The organism is Kitasatospora sp. HPM-01-4 (genome assembly GCF_051374625.1).
In the GTDB taxonomy this organism is placed as follows: domain Bacteria; phylum Actinomycetota; class Actinomycetes; order Streptomycetales; family Streptomycetaceae; genus Kitasatospora.
Genome location: NZ_JBPQGP010000005.1, coordinates 1,995,548 through 2,013,215, shown reverse-complemented (window position 1 = coordinate 2,013,215; position 17,668 = coordinate 1,995,548). Strand labels below are relative to the sequence as shown.

16 protein-coding genes are annotated in these 17,668 nt (G+C 71.5%); 7 read left to right on the top strand and 9 right to left on the bottom strand.

The annotated features are described in order from the left end of the window. Positions 1-17 precede the first annotated feature (17 nt). Positions 18-719: a TetR/AcrR family transcriptional regulator gene (locus ACSMTC_RS08745; RefSeq protein WP_436564628.1), complete on the bottom strand. Its 702-nt coding sequence runs from the start codon at positions 717-719 to the stop codon at positions 18-20. A 206-nt stretch (positions 720-925) separates the two neighbouring features. On the opposite strand from ACSMTC_RS08745, the gene ACSMTC_RS08740 reads away from it, so the two are divergent. Then, positions 926-2,524 (top strand): CocE/NonD family hydrolase, encoded by a 1,599-nt coding sequence (locus ACSMTC_RS08740; RefSeq protein WP_436559086.1) that lies wholly within the window; start codon positions 926-928, stop codon positions 2,522-2,524. A 362-nt stretch (positions 2,525-2,886) separates the two neighbouring features. Here ACSMTC_RS08740 and ACSMTC_RS08735 read toward each other — a convergent pair whose 3' ends face one another. Beyond that, entirely contained in the window at positions 2,887-3,459 is a 573-nt protein-coding gene (locus ACSMTC_RS08735) for a TetR/AcrR family transcriptional regulator C-terminal domain-containing protein (protein ID WP_436559085.1), read from the bottom strand. Positions 3,460-3,570: 111 nt separating this feature from the next. Between ACSMTC_RS08735 and ACSMTC_RS08730 the strand changes: the two genes are divergently transcribed. The 3 genes from ACSMTC_RS08730 (at position 3,571) to ACSMTC_RS08720 (ending at position 7,477) form a co-directional block, all read left to right on the top strand. Next, on the top strand, positions 3,571-4,725 hold the full coding sequence (locus ACSMTC_RS08730; protein ID WP_436559084.1) for an FAD-dependent oxidoreductase: 1,155 nt from the start codon (positions 3,571-3,573) through the stop codon (positions 4,723-4,725). 371 nt (positions 4,726-5,096) lie between these two features. Continuing rightward, positions 5,097-6,257, top strand: coding sequence for a Cmx/CmrA family chloramphenicol efflux MFS transporter (locus tag ACSMTC_RS08725; RefSeq protein WP_436559083.1), 1,161 nt, complete (start codon positions 5,097-5,099; stop codon positions 6,255-6,257). 206 nt (positions 6,258-6,463) lie between these two features. After that, positions 6,464-7,477, top strand: coding sequence for a YdcF family protein (locus ACSMTC_RS08720; RefSeq protein ID WP_436559082.1), 1,014 nt, complete (start codon positions 6,464-6,466; stop codon positions 7,475-7,477). A gap of 95 nt (positions 7,478-7,572) precedes the next feature. Here the strand turns inward: ACSMTC_RS08720 and ACSMTC_RS08715 are convergent, their stop codons facing one another. Then, positions 7,573-8,142 carry an NUDIX hydrolase gene (locus ACSMTC_RS08715; RefSeq protein WP_436559081.1) on the bottom strand — a complete coding sequence of 190 codons (570 nt, stop codon included), beginning with the start codon at positions 8,140-8,142 and terminating at the stop codon, positions 7,573-7,575. A gap of 191 nt (positions 8,143-8,333) precedes the next feature. Between ACSMTC_RS08715 and ACSMTC_RS08710 the strand changes: the two genes are divergently transcribed. Then, positions 8,334-9,176: an IS5 family transposase gene (locus ACSMTC_RS08710; protein ID WP_436557603.1), complete on the top strand. Its 843-nt coding sequence runs from the start codon at positions 8,334-8,336 to the stop codon at positions 9,174-9,176. 285 nt (positions 9,177-9,461) lie between these two features. Here the strand turns inward: ACSMTC_RS08710 and ACSMTC_RS08705 are convergent, their stop codons facing one another. Then, the gene (locus ACSMTC_RS08705; RefSeq protein ID WP_436559080.1) at positions 9,462-10,613 is read right to left on the bottom strand and encodes a Gfo/Idh/MocA family protein; all 1,152 of its coding nucleotides are present in this window, start codon (positions 10,611-10,613) and stop codon (positions 9,462-9,464) included. Between the two features lie 53 nt (positions 10,614-10,666). After that, positions 10,667-10,846 (bottom strand): hypothetical protein, encoded by a 180-nt coding sequence (locus tag ACSMTC_RS08700; RefSeq protein ID WP_436559079.1) that lies wholly within the window; start codon positions 10,844-10,846, stop codon positions 10,667-10,669. 468 nt (positions 10,847-11,314) lie between these two features. On the opposite strand from ACSMTC_RS08700, the gene ACSMTC_RS08695 reads away from it, so the two are divergent. Beyond that, positions 11,315-12,322: an NsdA family TPR-like regulatory protein gene (locus ACSMTC_RS08695; RefSeq protein WP_436559078.1), complete on the top strand. Its 1,008-nt coding sequence runs from the start codon at positions 11,315-11,317 to the stop codon at positions 12,320-12,322. Between the two features lie 427 nt (positions 12,323-12,749). On the opposite strand, the gene ACSMTC_RS08690 is transcribed toward ACSMTC_RS08695, so the two are convergent. The 4 genes from ACSMTC_RS08690 to ACSMTC_RS08675 all read right to left on the bottom strand — a co-directional run bounded on the left by ACSMTC_RS08690 (position 12,750) and on the right by ACSMTC_RS08675 (position 16,454). Then, positions 12,750-12,908 (bottom strand): hypothetical protein, encoded by a 159-nt coding sequence (locus tag ACSMTC_RS08690; RefSeq protein WP_436559077.1) that lies wholly within the window; start codon positions 12,906-12,908, stop codon positions 12,750-12,752. A gap of 111 nt (positions 12,909-13,019) precedes the next feature. Continuing rightward, positions 13,020-14,126, bottom strand: a complete 1,107-nt coding sequence (locus ACSMTC_RS08685) for a calcium:cation antiporter (RefSeq protein WP_436559076.1) — start codon at positions 14,124-14,126, stop codon at positions 13,020-13,022. A 238-nt stretch (positions 14,127-14,364) separates the two neighbouring features. After that, entirely contained in the window at positions 14,365-15,090 is a 726-nt protein-coding gene (locus ACSMTC_RS08680) for a polysaccharide deacetylase family protein (protein ID WP_436559075.1), read from the bottom strand. Positions 15,091-15,290: 200 nt separating this feature from the next. Continuing rightward, positions 15,291-16,454: a serine hydrolase domain-containing protein gene (locus tag ACSMTC_RS08675; protein WP_436559074.1), complete on the bottom strand. Its 1,164-nt coding sequence runs from the start codon at positions 16,452-16,454 to the stop codon at positions 15,291-15,293. Positions 16,455-16,675: 221 nt separating this feature from the next. On the opposite strand from ACSMTC_RS08675, the gene ACSMTC_RS08670 reads away from it, so the two are divergent. Then, positions 16,676-17,632 carry an aldo/keto reductase gene (locus ACSMTC_RS08670; protein ID WP_436559073.1) on the top strand — a complete coding sequence of 319 codons (957 nt, stop codon included), beginning with the start codon at positions 16,676-16,678 and terminating at the stop codon, positions 17,630-17,632. Positions 17,633-17,668 lie beyond the last annotated feature (36 nt).

Here is a 17,668-nt window from a genome sequence, read left to right as displayed (position 1 = left end):
AACCCGCTCGGCCGATGTCACGCCCCCGGCGCGATCCCGTTGATCACGCGGTCAAGAAGGCGATCGAACACCGCCTGGGGGCTCTGGCTGCCGCCCGGTTCGGCCAGGGCCTGGGCGAGATGGGGATAGTCGCCACTGGCGACGGTGGAGCGAAGGTAGCGGGCCTGGGCGTCGAGGAGCTCGCCGGGAGTCCGGCCCGCGGCTTCGACGGCGCGTTCCTGGGCGAGTTCGTACGACATGTGACTGGCCACGAATCCGGTGAGAAGACTGAAGGTCTCCAGCCGCGCCTGGGCGTCCAGGCCGGTGGGGGCGAGTGCGGCGAGCGCGTAGTCCAGGACGGCGAGGGTGTTCGGGCCGAGGGTCTGCCGGGTTGGTAGTGCGGCGGGCAGCCAGGGGTGACGCCGCATGATGGCGCGTTGCCCATGGGCGATCTGTCGAAGGTCGCGGCGCCAGTCACCAGAGGGCTCGGCCGGCAGGCGGTGGTCGCCGCTCACCTCGTCGATCATCAGCTCCAGCAGCGTCTCCTTGTTGGGGACGTAGCTGTACAGGGACATCGTTCCGGCTCCGAGCAGGGCCGCGACCGCGCGCATCGTGACGGCGGCAAGCCCTTCGGTGTCGGCGATGGCGACCGCGGACGCGGTGATCGCGGCGCGGCTGTGAGCGGGCGGCCTGCCCCGGCGCGGGCGTTCGGCCGCCGACCAGAGCAGCTCCGGATCCACGCCGGCATGGCCACCCGATGATTCCGCGCGGGCCACGGTGGCACCTCCCTCCTTCTGATCAGCCATCCAAGCATGAGCTATTCTCGTACATTGTACGGGAAATGAGGGACTCGCCCACGCCCACGAATCGAGGCACCGCTGCGATGCCGACGCGCCGCCCACCCGCGAAGAAGCCGCCCCTGAGCACCAGGATCATGAGCCGGTCCATGCGGGGACTTCCTCCCAAACTGCACGACATCGCCTACGAGCCCGGCCTCGTCGTGCCAGCAGCCGACGGCAGTCCGCTGCTGACCGACCACTACTTCCCCCTGGACGACGGGGACTTCCCCACGCTCCTGATCCGCTCGCCCTACGGCCGGGGATTCCCCTGGGCGCCGATGTACGGCGTGCTACTGGCCGAGCAGGGCTTCCACGTCGTCCTCCAGAGCTGCCGCGGCACCGGTGGCTCCGGCGGCGAGTTCCACCTCTGGCGCAACGAGGCCGCCGACGGTCAGGCCACCGTCGCCTGGCTGCGCGGGCAGCCCTGGTTCTCCGGTGCGCTGGGCACCATCGGCCCCAGCTACCTCGGCTACGTCCAGTGGGCCCTCGCCCTGGACCCGCCACCGGAGCTGCGCGCGATGGTGGTCCAGATCGCCATGCACGACCCGCACGGCTTCTTCTACCGGGGTGGCGCGTTCTCCCTCGAGGACGCGCTCGTCGTCGGGGTCGGCCTCACCAGTCAGCACCGGGGCGTACCGAGCTTTCTGCGGGCGACCCTGCGGCTGCAGCGCCACCGGCGGAAGGCCACGGGAGGCCTTCCCCTCGCGGAGGCGTACCGGCCCGCGCTGGGCGGGCCGGTGCCGTTCCTGGAAGAGGCGATGGCACACCCCGATCCCGACGATGTCCACTGGCACGGGGCGGACGTCGGGTCCGCAGCCGATGGTCTGACCGTGCCGACCAGTCTGATCGGCGGCTGGCACGACGTGAACCTCGACCAGACCCTCGCCCAGTACGGGCGCCTGCGGCGTGCCGGTTGTGAAACGTCCCTGCTCGTCGGGCCCTGGTCGCACCAGTCGGCACTCCAGCAAGGCTGGCCCGAGGTCTTCACCGAGAGCCTCGCCTGGCTGCGGGCCCACCTGTGCGGTGACCCCTCCGGCCTGCGGCCGACAGGAGTCCGTGTCCACTTCGGAGGCCGGCAGGCCTGGCAGGATCTCCCCGACTGGCCGCCGACCCGTCGGGACCGGCACTGGTACGTCGACACCGGCGGCACCCTGATACCCCGGGCACCCGAGGACATGACGGAGCCGCCGTCCTTCCGCTACGACCCGGCCGATCCGACCCCCTCCCTCGGCGGTGCCCTGGCCGGCGGCAAGGCCGCACAGCGGGACAACCGGCCTCTGGAGGCGCGGGACGACGTGCTGACCTTCACCACGGAACCGCTGCCCGCACCGGTCGACATCCTCGGGCCGGTCGGTGCGGTACTGCGGATCAGTACGGACACCGGCCATGCCGACGTGTTCGCCCGGCTCTGCGACGTCGACCCTCATGACCGCTCGACCAACGTCTGCGACGGACTGCAGCGGCTCCAGCCTGCCGATACCCCGGCCACCGTCACAGTGGGAATGGGCTCCACCGCCTACCGCTTCCCCGCCGGCCACCGGATCCGCCTGCAGATCAGCGGCGGAGCCCACCCGCGCTTCGCACGCAACACCGGAACCGGCGAACCCGCGGCAACGGCCGTCCGCCTCGCACCGGTTCGGATCTCGCTCCACCACCCGTCAGCGCTCGTACTCCCCATCGCGGATGAGGCCGCAGCCGACTGGTAGGGCTTTGTCAGGTGCCCCCGGACAATCAAGCGGGGGTAGCTTGCCGCAACTACCTCGGCTGGCACCGCCACGTCACCCTCGTTGCCCTCGCCCAGGCCTTCTGCACCATGCTCAGGCTCGACCCGGATGTCCTTGCGCCGGCCTGACCCTCTGCGCGGTCCTCCGCGAACTCCAGACCCTCCTGGCCACCTGGACCGGCGCCTGCTCGATACGCGGCCGACCCGACCCGGAACCCGAACCACACCACCTGGCCCCGATCCGGGCGCCTGGCACGTTCACCCGGACTCTCGACCACGCGCCGGAACGGGCGGGGTCCGTGGCCGCGCCGACCCGGATGGCGGCCGGCCGGCGGCGAGCTCCGCTCAGTCGCGCAGCAGCCGCGCGCGGATGCCGGCGATCACGATGTCCAGCTCCAGGCGGAAGGTCGCGTCGCGCTGGTCGAGGGGGATCAGGGCGGCCTGGCGGGCCTGTTCCTCGAGGGTGTAGCCGTTGACGAAGCTGGTGACCACGTCCGCGCCGAGGTGGGCGGCCGGGTCGTCGGCACCGGCCGAGCGCAGGGCGTCGACCAGGGAGCCGAAGTAGGCGACTGCGTTGGGTGGCGGGGCGGTGAAGGAGACCACGAGCCGGGCGCCGTCGCGGTGGGCGAGCATGGCCGCGCGGGCCCGGGTGGCCAGCTCCCGGAGCCGGTCGGACCAGTCCTGCTCGGCGGCGGGGGCGGCGCCCGGGTCGCCGGCGGGCGGCTGTGTGAGCATCTCGCCGATGATCTGGTCGGCCAGCGCGTCCAGCAGTGCCGCCTTGCTCGGGTAGTGCCAGTACAGGGCGCCGGCGCGGACGCCGAGCCGCTGGGCCAGGCGACGGGTGGTCAGCTCGTCGAGGCCGTCCTCGTCGAGCAGTTCCATCGCGCCCTGCAGCACATCGGCCTGCCGGAGCGGCATCGGGTCTCCCTTTCGTAGCCCTTCCTGCTACCGGAGCATCTTGCCACTTGAACACTGACCAACTAAATTGAACAGTGATCAAGTGAACGGTGTTCAAGTTTGGGGGGCGACATGCGTGTTCTGGTGATCGGTGCCGGAATCGGCGGTCTGTGCCTGGCGCAGGGGCTTCGGCAGGCGGGGATCGACGTGCGGATCTACGAGCGCGAGGCGAGCGTGCGGGCCCGGTACCAGGGTTTCCGGATCGGCATCGGCGGCCCGGGGCTGGCCGCGCTGCGGGAATGCCTGCCGCAGCGCTTGCACCCGGTGCTGGAGGCCAGCACCGGAGAGCTCTCGGGTGAGCGGCGGGTGGTCGACGAGCAGCTGCGCGAGATCCGCCAACTCGGCGCGATGCAGGGGGGAACGGCCACCGACCGGCACGTCCTGCGGCATCTGCTGCTGGCCGGGCTCACCGACCGGATCGAGTTCGGCAAGCGGCTGGTCCGCTACACCGAGCTGACCGACGGCACCGTCCGGGCCGAGTTCGCCGACGGGAGCAGTGCCACCGGAGACCTGCTGGTGGGCGCGGACGGCGGTAACTCCCCCGTGCGCCGGCAGCTCCTGCCCGACGCCGAGGTGGTCACCCTGGACGGCAACGGCCTGCTCGGCCGCACGCCGCTGACCGACCGGTTCGCCGGCCTGGTCCCGGGCTTCGGCACCATCGTCCACGGCCCCGAGGTGCGGATGCTGCTCGGCAAGATGGAGTTCCGCCGCCCGCCGCACCTCGCCGCCGCCGAACTGGCCCCCGATGTCGAACTCCCGGAAACCGGAAGCTACCTGCGCTGGGCAGCGTTCCTGCCCGAGTACATCAGGCCGCTGCCCGCCGACTGGCCGGCGATCCGCGACCTGCTGCTGGCCGGCATCGCCGGCTGGCACCCCGACCTGGTGGAGCTGGTACGGCAGTCGGACGTGGTGAACAGCTCCATGCTGACGGTCCGCTACGCGAAGCCGGTGCCGCACTGGGGCACCCGCCGGGTCACCCTGCTCGGCGACGCCATCCACGTCATGCCGCCGAGCGGCGGCATGGGAGCCAACACCGCGTTCCGGGACGCGGCACTGCTCTGCCGCGCGCTCACCGCGGTCGAGCGGGGCGAGGCGGAGCTGCTGCCGGCCGTCGAGCGGTACGAGCGCGAGATGCTCGAGTACGGCTTCGCGGCGGTCGCGGAGAGCCTGGAGCAGCTGCCGGCCTTCGCCCCGTCGGTCACGGCGGGCGCGGCGAGCGCACACTGACGGGTGGCACGGCCGTCGTCCGGCCTCCTGACGCCCGGTCCGGGCGGACGCTGTCCCGCGGCGCCTCCGTGATCAGCAGCGGTCCGAGGGACCTGATCCTCCAAGCCGGTTGATGGCCACCGGGCGCGTGAGTACTGTGCCTCACATGACGAGCCCCGAGTCGGACAGAACGGAGCCGCCGGTCACCCGGCGGCGGGTTGTCCTCTGACCAACGACCTGTTGGTTCCTCGGTCGACTTCGCCGCGGGTGGCCGGACACGTGCTCCGTGCGTCCGGTCCGGTTCCGGCTTCCGTCCCAGCAACAGGTGACGCGGTTCGACGTCCAGCGCGCGGATGTTCCTGCCCGCACACGTCAACGCTGGAGTCGACTCCGTGCCCCTGTTCGTCTACGTCCTCGGCCTTGCCGTCTTCGCGCAAGGCACCTCCGAGTTCATGTTGTCCGGTCTCGTACCGGGTATCGCCCGTGACCTGTCCGTATCGGTGGGCGCGTCCGCAAGCCTGACCTCCGCGTACGCGATCGGGATGATCGTCGGTGCGCCCGTGATGGCCGTGTTGGGTGCGCGCTGGCCACGCCGTCGCGCGCTGGCCGGTTTCCTGGCCGGGTTCGTCGTCGTGCACGTCATCGGTGCGGTGACGACGGACTTCGCCGTGCTGTTCGGGACCCGTGTCGTCGCCGCGATCGTCAACGCCGGCTTCCTGGCGGTCGCGATGAGTACGGCGGCCGCCCTCGTGGCGCCGGCAAGGCAGGCCAGGGCCACCGCCGTCCTGCTGTCGGGAGCCACGCTGTCGTGTGCCGCCGGCGTACCCGCGGGCGCCCTGCTCGGGAACTGGTCCGGCTGGCGTTCGGCCTTCTGGGCCGTCGCCGCCCTCTGCCTGCCCGCACTGGCGCTCGTGTTCCGGGCGGCACCCGTCGACGCCGCCCGCCGGTACGAGGTCTCGGTCAGGCGGGAACTGCGTACGCTGACGTCCCGTCCGGTCAGGCTGGCCATGGCGCTCGCGGCCGTGGTCAACGGGGCTACCTTCGCGGCCTTCGCGTACCTGGCCGTCATCGCCACGGACGTCACCCACCTGCCCGCCGGCGCGGTCCCCGGTCTGCTCGCCGCGTTCGGAGCGGGCGCCTTCATCGGAGTGAACGCAGCCGGTCGGACGGCCCACGGCCGGCTTCGGCGGGGCGTGGTCCTGGCCATGGGGGCTCTGCCCGTCGGGTGGGCGGTACTCGCCATGACCAGCACGCGGACCGTGCCGCTCTTCATCGTGACGGTCATCCAGGGCGGGCTGTCGTTCGGAATCGGATCGACGCTCGTCAACCGTGTCATGCACGTCGCGTCCGAAGCCCCGTCCCTGAACGGGGCGTTCGCCACCGTCGCGCTGAACGCCGGTGCGTTTCCGGGGCCGCTGCTCGCCGGTGCCGTGACCGGGACGACGGGTGACTACCGGGATGCCGTGTGGGTCAGCGCCGCGCTGGCCGCCATGGCGGTGGCGGTCATCGCCGCCTCGCACCTGCGCGCTGCCCGCGAGCGGGCGGTCCGGTGACGCGCCGCAGCGCTCCGTGAGTGTCCGGGGCGCCGGCCGGCCGGCGACCCGGATCCCCGTACGACCAGCCGCGCCGGTCGGGAGCTCCGGTCGGATCCCGGTCGGCCGCTCGTGCGGCTCGGGGACCGGACGACTGCCAGTGGGGGGATCCGGAATCCTCCTGCGGTCTCATGGGCGGGCCGGAGACCCGCACCTACCGTGGTGGCATGCTCGTACTCGCGGTCCCCGGCCTGTTCCTGCTGCTCTTCCTCATCGGTGTACTGCGTGATCGCCGCAGGTTCGGCAACGCCGTCCACCTCGGCCTGTTCGTCATCTCACTCCCCGTCATTCTGTTCCCGGCGCGCGACCACCTCTCGCCGGTGGTGGTCGTGCTGCTGGCCGCCGTGGTCCTGCTGGCCCCCTCGCTGGGCACCCTGGTGCTGGCCGTCCTGCTGATCCTCAACGGCCGGACGATGCTGCGGAAGGAGGGCCGGAGCCTCACCAACCTGCTGTCACTGCTGGTGGGTCTGGGCATCCTCGGTCTCGTCGCGCTGATGGCGCAGGCCGCGCTCATCCACTCCAGGGCGTTGGAGGTGCTGACCGGCACCCTGCTGCTGGTGACGGCCTACGTCTCGTTCCTCTTCGTCTGCTTCGTCGGCTACGCCTTCCTCTACGGCCGGTACGGCCGGCTGACGGCAGCCGGGAAGGCGGACTTCGTGGTGGTGCTGGGCTCCGGGCTGATCGGTGGGTCCCGGGTCTCGCCGCTGCTGGCCAGCCGGCTGGAGCGGGGCCGCGCGGTGTACGAGCGGCAGGTCGCGCGCGGGCACGCACCGGTACTGATCACCTCCGGCGGCCAGGGCCGCGACGAGCACCTGCCCGAGGCGCACGCGATGGCCGACTATCTGACGGACCGGGGCTTCCCCGCCGACCGGATAGTCCGCGAGGACCGCTCCCGCACCACCGAGGAGAACCTGACGTACAGCAGGGCGATCATGGAGCAGGCCAAGCCCGGCTACCGGTGCGTCATCGTGACCAACAACTTCCACGCCTTCCGCGCCGCCCTGCTGGCCCGCAGCACCGGTGTCAACGGCCAGGTCGTGGGCTCGCACACCGCGGCGTACTACTGGCCCAGCGCGACGATCCGCGAGTTCGCCGCCGTCTTCCTCACCCACAAGGTGGTGAACCTCGGGGTGTGCCTGCTGATCTGCCTGCTCGGGCTGGCCGCCTGGTGGCGGCTGTGACGGCCGGGTAGACCGGTCGCTCCGACTGGCCCGGCCGGTCGGAGCGGCCGGCCGGAAGTGCGGCATCCGACCGGCCGACTGCCGTCCGGCGCAGGTCAGTCGGTCCGCTCGTGGGACTCGACGGCGAGCTCGACCAGCTCGCCCCACCAGGCGTCGCGGCCCTGGGTGAGCAGGCGGCGGGCCTCCTCGGGGGCGACCGTGCGGACCTCGACGACCTGCTCGCCGTCCTCCGGGTTGGTCGGGGCGGAGTCCACCACCACCTCGGCCCAGCCCCAGAGCCAGGCCTTCTCAGGGTGCGGCTGCCACGGCCGGTACGGCACCGGACTGTCCGTCACACACCGGTGCGCGCCGATCCACACCGGCGCCCCCGCCAGCCGCGCCCCGGCCTCCTCGCGCAACTCCCGTACCAGGCACGACTCGATGCTCTCCGCCTCCTCCCGGGTGCCGCCCGGCAGGAACCAGTGACCGCGCGCGTCCCGGCAGAGCACCACCCCGCCGTCCGAGAACCCCACCAGGTGGATGTTGGTGATCAGCGCGTCCGGTGGAAGCTCAGGCGAAAACCGGGCGTCGATGCCGCCCCAGGCCCAGCGCTGCGGCGCGTGCAGGGCGGGGAACCGGGCCGCCAGGTCGGCGAGCTCCGCGGCTCTGTCAGTGGTGTCCGTCATCCAAGGATCTTAGGGCGTGTCCCCGGCTTATCTAGTGCTGTCAACTGTTCATGCAGTTCAGCCGTCTGAGGATGTGTACTTCAAGTAAGAGGCTGCGCAGATAGGCGGTTGGTGGGACCAGTCGGCGGACGAGACAGGCACAGGTTCCTTGATCATGGAGTTGCGACGCTCTGTGATCATTGGGGAGACCTGTGCCTGTGCTGCCATTCTGGCTGACCGAACCGCTCTGGGACCAATTCGCCGCCCTGCTGCCGCAGCGGCCACAGTTCGATCCAGCCCACCCGCTGGGCTGCCACCGACGCCGGATCAGCGACCGGATCGTCTTCGACAAGCTGCTCCAAGTCCTGCGGTTCGGTTGCTCCTACGAGGCGATAGCGGACTCGACCTGCTCGGCCGCCACGATCCGAGGCCGCCGCGACGAGTGGATCGGCCTGGGCCTGTTCGCCCGCCTGAAGCAGATCGCCCTCCAGGCCTATGACCGCGTCGTCGGCCTCGTCCTCGACCAGATTGCCGTGGACGGCGCCATCACCAAGGCCCCCGGCGGCGGCGAAGCGGCCGGACGCTCACCCGTCGACCGGGGCAAGCAGGGCATGAAACGGTCCGGGATGACCGATGGCTACGGCATCCCGCTCGGCCGCGTCCTGGCCGGCGCCAACCGCCACGACTCGCCGCTCCTGGCGCCAACTCTCGATCTCCTGGAGGGACTTGGGCCGTTGCCCGACGAGATCACCGTCCACCTCGACGCCGGCTACGACTCGGACAAGTCCCGTGCCGTGCTCGACGAGCGGAAGCTGTGCGGTCAGATCGCGCGCAAGGGGACCAAGGCGCCGGTCCAGGCCACCCGGCGATGGCATGTCGAGCGCACCCACGCCTGGCAGAACGCCTTCCACCGCCTCGCCCGCTGCTACGAGCGCCGCACCAGCGTCATCGAAGCCTTCTTCGACCTCGCTGACACCGTCATCACCGTCCGCAGTCTGATCCGCCGAGCCTGGACCACCCACCGCTGGGACACCCGCCCCCGACGCCGCCCATGACCAGCCGCCTATCTGCGCAGCCTCTAAGGCAAGTCCATGCCGTGGGTGGCCTAGCGAGGCATCGGCCTTCGGCCGATCCGGCGGTGTGCCGCGCCTGCTTCGCCGCGTCCGGGCGGACGGCGGCGGGACTGCCCTTCCGCCGGGCGTGTCGGGCTTTCAACCGTGCAGGAGCCCCGACAGGGGCTCCGGACTCCGCCCCACCGGATTCGAAATGGCTGTGGCCCGTCTCTCGATTGTTCGAGAGACGGGCCACGCTGTAGAGCCGCCGGTGAGCGCGGCCCCGGATCAGGAGGCGATCAGGTTGCGGACCGCGTCGCTGACCTCGGGGAGCTCAGTGGGGAGGGCCCACTGGTGGGCGTCGTGTTCGGTGAGGATCACGGGTTCGGTCTTCTCCACGGTCGCGGAGAAGTTGAACTGCCGCGTGGTGCCGCCGCGGCTGTTCTGGTAGTCGAAGTGCCCGATGTAGCCGGTGATCTCGCTGATGGTGAGGCCGGTCTCCTCGGCGGTCTCGCGGTACACGGCTTCGAGGATGCTCTCGCTGTCCTCGACGGTCCCGGAGGGGATCTCCCAGAGGCCGCCCATGTCGATCTGGGCGGTCGCGGCGCTGGCCGGCGCGTGCGGGCGGCTCAGCTCCTCGGCCACGGTGCCGTCCAGGTTCAGGCGCTGGACGGCACCCTTGGTCAGCAGGACGGAGCCGCGGGTGCCGACCACGTGGAGGCGTTCGGTCTTCGGCGCCATCCACCGTGACAGCAGCAGGGATCCGTAGAGGTCGCTGCCGTAGCCGAGTTGGACGACGGCGGTGTCCTCCGCGTCGTAGTCGGCGTCGGGCAGCGCGGCGGCGGAGAACTCGGCGATGATCCGGTCGGGCAGCCCGAAGTACCACAGCAGCAGGTCGATCAGGTGGTAGCCCATGTCGATGATGCAGCCGCCGCCGGCCTGCCGGACGTCGCCCCGCCATCCGGCGCCGGGGTCGTCGGTGTGGAAGGTGTACTGGCCGTCGATCAGGAACGGCGTGCCGATCTGGTCGAGGAGGCCGATCGTGCTGGTGTGGATCGGGTTGAAGCGGCGCTGGAGCGTGACCATGAGCTCGATCTGCCCGAGCTTGCAGATCTCCGCCAGCCCTCGGGCTTCCTCCGGGGAGGTGGCGAACGGCTTCTCCTTGAGCATGTGGACGCCTTGGGCGGCGCACTCCTGGACGACCTGGCGGCCGACGTGGTGCGGCACCGCGACGATTGCGAAGTCCGGCTTCACCTCGTCCAGCATCTGGCGGACGTCGGTGAATCCGGGCACCCGGTGGGCCTGCTGCTGGGCTCGCAGCACGTCGGGGTCGCTGTCGCAGACCGCGACCAGGTCGGCCTTGCCGGACCCGGCCAGGCCCGGGAGGTGGTCTTCGACGGCCTGGTGGCCCAGGCCGATCATGGCTGCACGGCGTTTCATGGCACTCCCATCCAGAACGTTGGCGCGGGGGTGGAGCCGGTCCGAGAAGCGGCTCAGGCGTCCGCCGGGACGGTGTCCGGCAGCTCGGCCACGGACGGCGAGCCGGCGGTGCTGGTCTCGGCCTGGTGCACGGTGATGCCGAGCAGGGTCGCGGCGGCGATGTTCAGGGCCAGCCAGGCCGCGGTGACGAACCCGTCGATTCGACCCGGGTCCGATGGGGAACGTCGCTGCATGACCGGTCTCTCCTCGGAGCGCAGGGGGAGCCGCAATCTGCTGACTGGGCGTCAGGCCGAGGGCGGATCGGCCACCCCGAGCGGCTGACTCTCAGTCAACGGCTGTGTACGCTCAGGCGGCAGGTGCCAGGCTGTCGGCCCGTGTCGACCAGGGGAGGGGAGCCCGTGTCGGACGACGCCAAGGCGATCGGGGTGACGATCAGGTCCGCGAGGATGAAGAAGGGCTGGTCGCAAAGCCGGTTGGGGCGGGAACTCGGCATCGCGGAGGGCAAGAGGTCGGAGGGACCTCAACGGGATCAGGTCTCACGGTGGGAGCGCGGCGGCCGCGTCCCGAAGTACTGGATGCCGTTCCTGATCGACGTTCTGGGTCTCCAACTGGCAGACGCGGAGGGTGGATCGCCAACCGGCGAAGGGCATTCCCTTCCTGGCGATACCGTGGCATCAGTCCTCGTGCTGGGAAGGAGCGACGTGGAACGACGGCAATTTCTCGCAGCCTCCAGCGGATACGCCCTCGCAGCCCTCGGGCTGCCCGACCTCGACAGCATCACCCGGCGAACACGCCTCCAGGCCGGCGGCGCCGTCCGCGTCGGCCGCGGCGAGGTCGCAGCGATCCGGCAGATGACCAAGGCCCTCGGCGACGCTGCCGCCGAGCTCGGCGGCGGTCACGCCCGCCACCTGGTCGTCCACTACCTCAACGCCGACGTCGACCGCTGGCTGAACGGCACCTGGACCGAGGCCGTCGGCCGCGAGCTGTACGCCGCGACTGCCCAACTCGTCCACCTGGCAGGCTGGATGGCCCAGGACGAGGGCAACCAGGGCCTCGCCCAGCAGTACTACGCGCACTCCTACAGCCTGGCGGCCGAGGCCCGTGACGCCGAACTCTCCGCCACCGCCCTGCGCGGACTCGCCGTCCAGGCCATCGACCTCGGCTACCGAGCCGCCGCCGTCCGGCTCTCCGAAGCCTGCGTCGATGAGGCCAAGCACCTCAACGATCCCAAGGCCCTGGCGTACTACCAGGTCACGCTGTCCGACGCCGCCGCCCAGGATGGCGACCGCCGGACCGCGACGCACTACCTGGCCACCTCCCAGACCAACATCGAACGCTCCGCGCCAGAGCCCGGCGAATCCTGGGCCTCGCATTTCAGCATCGGACGCTGGGCCCACCACTCCGGCATGATCCTCGCCCAGCTCGGCGACTATGAGGCCGCCCAGGAGCACCTGCACCACGCCCTCGACATCCACGGCCTCGACCGCCGTCGCAGCCGGGCGATCGTCCTCGCTGATCTCGGCACCGTCCGCCTCCGCCAGGACGACGTCGACGGTGCCCTCGCCGCCTGGCACGAGTTCCTGGACTGCTCCGATGGCATCCGCTCCGTCAAGGTCGAAGACGCCGTGCACGACATGCGCGCCCGCCTGTCCCGACTCCATGCAGTGGCCGGTGTCGCCGAACTGGACGAGCGCGCCTCGGCCCTCTGAGATCCCCTGGTCGCACCGGAACCGGACTCCCTCTCCAGCTTCACTCGAAAGGGTGAATCTTGAGAGGGGTCCACGCTTAACGTTGCTGATCAAAGCTGATGTACCGTCAACCAATGTGACGTGGCCTTGCCCCCTGGCGAACCTCGGTGACCAGGCGAGCGTCTTCGTGAACGGCCCCTGGTCATCGTGTGCTCCAGCTCGTGGGAAGGCCCACGTCCACCCCGCCGCGGATTACTTGGATGACCTGGCGGAACGCTGCTGCGCGATTCGGGGAACCTTGTCTTCGCCGCCACGGTGGACGTGGGCCACTGTGACTCGGAGCGGGCAGGCGCTATCTGCCACGCCCGGCCTATACCCCAGCTCGGTTCGAGGCCGTTGGCCGAACTCGCGCCTGAGGTAATCGAGTTGAGGAACCGCCCGGCGGCGGCTACGGAGTGCGCCCGGTGTTGGCGGACTTCATGATCCTGCGGTTGGCCTCCCGGACGGAGGCGAGCTGGTCCTGTGTGTCGGCGAGCTCGGCCCGTAGGTGGGCACCGCCCGGTGCGGGCCTGGTCGCGTTCGTTCGCCGTCCGCTCCAGAGCCGCATGAAGGCTAGTTCCTGCTCAAGATAACGACAGTTTCCGCCGGGCTCCGCGAACTGTGGGACATGATCTGGCCCCGGCGGCCGTAGGCGGATCCGCTCCTGCCCTCGGACGGGTCAGGGGCTGACGGCGAGGACCAGGTAGCCGGCCAGGATGGCGAGGTGGAGGGTGCCCTGGAGCGGGGTGGCGCGGCCGGGGACGACCGTCAGGGTGCCGACGGCGACGGTGAGGGCGAGCAGGACCATGTGGGTCGAGCCGAGGCCGAGCACCAGGGGGCTGTTCAGCCAACTGGAGGCGGCGGCGACGGCGGGGATGGTGAGGCCGATGCTGGCGAGGGCGGAGCCGAGGGCGAGGTTGAGGCTGGTCTGCATCCGGTCCCGGAGGGAGGCCCGGACGGCGGCGATGGTCTCCGGCAGCAGGACCAGCAGGGCGATGATCACGCCGACCACCGAGGGGGGCAGTCCGACCGTGAGCACGGCCGATTCGATGGTCGGCGCCACGCCCTTGGTGAGGCCGACCACCGAGACCAGGGAGACCCCGAGCAGCGCCAGGCTGGTGAACGCCGCGCGGGTGGTGGGAGGTTCGGCGTGGTCGCTGATGTCCAGGAGCTCGCCCTCCCTGGTGATGGGCAGGAAGTAGTCGCGGTGGCGGACCGTCAGGGTGGAGACGAACAGCCCGTAGATGACGATCGAGGCGATTGCGGCGAAGACCAGCTGGGGGGTGGAGAACTGCGGTCCCGGGGTGCTGGTGGTGAAGGTCGGCAGGACCAGACTGAGGGTGGCCAGGGTCGCGACGGAGCCGAGTGCCGCGCCGGTGCCCTCGGCGTTGAAGATCACGATCCGGTGCCGCACCGCGCCGACCAGGATGCACAGCCCGAGGATGCCGTTGCAGGTGATCATCACGGCGGCGAACACGGTGTCCCGGGCGAGGGTGGCGTTCTTGGCGCCCGTGCCCGCGTCCACCATCAGGGTCACGATCAGCGCCACCTCGATGATCGTCACCGCCACCGCCAGGATCAGCGACCCGAAGGGCTCACCGACCCGGTGGGCGATCACCTCGGCGTGGTGCACGGCCGCCAGTACCGAGGCCGCCAGGAAGAAGGCCACCAGCGCGGCCAGTGGCCCGGGCAGCGAGCGCCCCCAGGCGAGTGCCAGCAGGACGACAGCCAGCAGGGGCACGGTGACGGTCCACCGAATGGCCTCCGCCCGGAGCCGAATGAGCATGCCGGTGGCCTCCCGGTTCGCCGCGCTGCTGGTCGGGCCAGCAGATCACGGACCGGTGGGGTAGGGGAGGTGGGCGCGCACGGATGTACTGCGTACGGGCCGTGCCCGCCCCGCGCACGGATGTACTGCGTACGGGCCGTGCCCGCCCCGCGCACGAGGCCCCGGCGGCGGTGGACGGGGCCGTGCGACCGCTTCCCGGCGCTCATGCCGCAGCCGTGGCCGCCGTCTGCGAGGCGGGTCAGTCCGTGAGGAGGGTGCGCAGGTCGGTGATCTCGTAGCCGCGGGCGCGGACGGCGGTGATGATCTGGGGGAGCGCCTCGGCGTCCAGGGCGGGTGCCAGGCCGTCGCTGGTACCCACGTGCAGCTGGATGATCTCGCCCGGGGCCAGCCGGTCCAGGGCGCGGGCGACGGCCCTGTCGACGGTCATGCCGCCGGCGGTGCCGAGGTACCCCTTGGTGTCGGTGGTGAACTCGATGTCGGCGAAGCCGAGGGAGTTGACCGTGGTGATGCCCTGCGGAGTGGTGGCGCTGTACGGGAAGCGGAAGAAGGGCAGCGGAACGGCCCCGGTGGCCGCGCGGATCGCGCGGTCCGCCCGCAGCACCTCCTCCCGCTGCTGCCCGGGGGTGAGGCCGGTGAACTCGGGGTGGCGGTAGGAGTGGTTGCCGATGCCGTGCTCGGCCGCCATCGCACGGGCCGCCGCCGGGTGGCGCTCGGCGTACTGTCCGGTGAGGAAGAAGGTGGCCGGAGCGTGCTCGCGGCGCAGCGTCGCCAGGACCTCGGTCAGTCCGGTCTCGTCCCAGGCCGCGTTGAAGGTCAGCGCCACCACCCGGTGCGTGGTGGGCATCACCCGGACCGCCTGGCCGAAGAGCCGGGTGACCGGGGCCGGGCCGGCGGCTCGGGCGGGGGACGGTGTGCCCGAGAGGGAGGTGGCGAGGGCGACGGCGATGGCGAGCAGGAGGTTCATGTCCGGGCCAACGCGACTGACCGCTCCGGGACACGCCGGGGCTGTCGGATGGGTCAACCGGCCCCGGTAGAGCGGGCAGATGTCCGGGCCGGGACGGGCACGCGGCCGTCCGGGCGTGCGGACGGCCGGGCATGCGGGCCGGTCGGGTGGACGGCCGGTCGGGCGGCTCTCTGGAGGCGCCGCCCGACCGGACCGTGCCGTCAGCTGTTGCCCGCCGCGCGGATGACCGCCGCGAGCAGGCGGTGGTTCTCGACCGCGCCGCCGCCGGGCGGGAAGGCGAAGCGGCGGCGGACGTAGCCGTACGCGACGCCGCTGCGCGGGTCGGCGAGGGCCAGGGATCCGGTGGCACCGGCGTGGCCGAAGGCGTCCGCCCCGAGGGACGGGTAGACCAGGCCCGGCAGTTCGAAGCCGAGTCCGAAGTGGTCCGGCATGCCGACCACCACGTCCGTTCCGGGGGTGTGCAGGCGGCTGAACTCGGCGATGGTGGCGGGCGTCAGCAGCGGGCCCCGGCCGTCCAGTTCGCCGATCATCGCCGCGTACATCCCGGCCGCCCCGCGCGCGTTCCCCACGCCGCCCGCCGAGGCCTGCCCCAGGGCCCGCACCGCACGGGTGTTGGCGAACGCCGTCAGGTCGGTGGGCGGGGTCGAGTTGTAGTTGAAGGCGACCGCCATGAGGGCGCCGGGGCCGTCCGGCCGCTCCGCGCGGAAGGCGGCGAGCTGCTCCGGCGTGGGCTCCGCCGGCCGGACCTCCAGGTAGCGGGCCTCGAGCTCCTCGGGCAGCCCGAGGTGGAGGTCCAGCCCGTACGGGGCCCTGATCCGCTCCTCGAACAGCTCCTGGATGGACCGGCCGGTGGCCCGGCGGACCACCTCGCCGGTGAGCGCGCCGATCACCATGCCGTGGTAGCCGTAGGCCGTGCCGGGCTCCCAGTACGGCTTCTGGGGCGCCAGCCGCTCGGCCAGCAGCCGGTCGTCGGCGAGTTCCGCCATGGTGAAGCCGCCCTCGACGCCGATCACTCCGGCCTGGTGGGAGAGCAGCTCCCGCAGGGTGACCCCGCCCTTCCCCTCGGCGGCGAACTCCGGCCAGTAGTGGGCCACTTCGCGGTCCAGCTCAAGAACGCCCTCCTGCACCAGCAGGGCGACGACCAGATGGGACGCGCCCTTGGTGATGGAGAAGACACCGGTCAGGGTGTCCCCCGTGGTCGCCCCGTCCTCCTCCCAGAGGTCGACCACCGGCCGCCCGTGCAGATGGACCGAGAGCTGGGCCCCCGGAGAGTGCGGCTCCTCGGCGAGTACGGCGGCGAACTCCTCCCGTACCTCCTCGAAGCCCGCGGCCACTGTTCCCTTGACGTCAGCCCGTCCGGACATGGATCCTCCCCGTTGATCATGCGATTCCCTGCCGGGCTGCAACAGCGGACGCACCGTCAGCATTCCGGTCCGGCGGGGTTTTTTGCGCCGTGCCGGCACCGTCGGCCGGCCATGTCCGCCGGGGCGGCGGACCCGGGGCGGCGTGGGCGCTTGACCTGGAGTGCGCTCCAACCGGCAGAGTCGATCACGCACTCACGGAAACGGCTGCGGGAGGAAGAGACATGCGTAACACGACGTTCGGAAGCACCGGAGACGAGGTCGGTGTGGTCGGGCTCGGCTGCATGGGGATGACCTGGGCGTACGACCCGAGCGGTCGGGACGACGAGGTGTCGACCCGGGTGGTGCGGGAGGCGCTGGACCTCGGGGTCACGCTGATCGACACCTCGGACATCTACGGCCCGTACAGCAATGAGGAGCTGGTCGGCCGGGCGCTGGCCGGCCCCTACCGGGAGCGGGCGTTCCTGGCCACCAAGGTCGGCCTGGTGCCGGGGACGGGCGACGACCGGACGGCGAACGACGGCCGTCCCGAGCACGTGCGGAAGGCGATCGACGACAGCCTGCGCCGGCTCGGCACCGACCACGTGGACCTGTACCAGCTGCACCGGGTGGACCCGGCCGTCCCGATCGAGGAGACCTGGGGCGCGCTCGCCGAGGTGGTCGCGGCGGGCAAGGCCCGGCGGATCGGCCTGTCCGAGGTGACGGTCGAGCAGATCAAGCGGGCCCAGGCGGTGCACCCGGTGGCCTCGGTGCAGAACGAACTCTCGCTCTGGACCAGGGACTCGCTCGCCGAGGTGGTCCCGTACACCGAGGAGCAGGGGATCGCCTTCCTGCCGTTCTCGCCGCTCGGCCGGGGCTTCCTGACCGGCCGGATCAGCTCCGCGGACGATCTGTCGGCCGACGACTGGCGCGCCACCCTGCCGAGGTTCCAGGCCGAGGCGATGCAGGCCAACCAGGTGCTGGTGGAGAAGGTCAAGGAGATCGCCGCCAGGGCCGGTGCCACCCCGGCGCAGGTGGCGCTCGCCTGGGTGCTGGCGCAGGGGCGGTACGTGATCCCGATCCCGGGCACCAAGACGCCCAAGTACCTGGCGGACAACGCCGGTGCGGCGGACATCCGGCTCAGCGCGGCGGACCTGGCCGAACTGGACGCGCTGCCCGCGCCGGTCGGCGGCAGGTACTGAGACGGTCCGGATGCGCCGACCGGGGGTCGCAGGGCG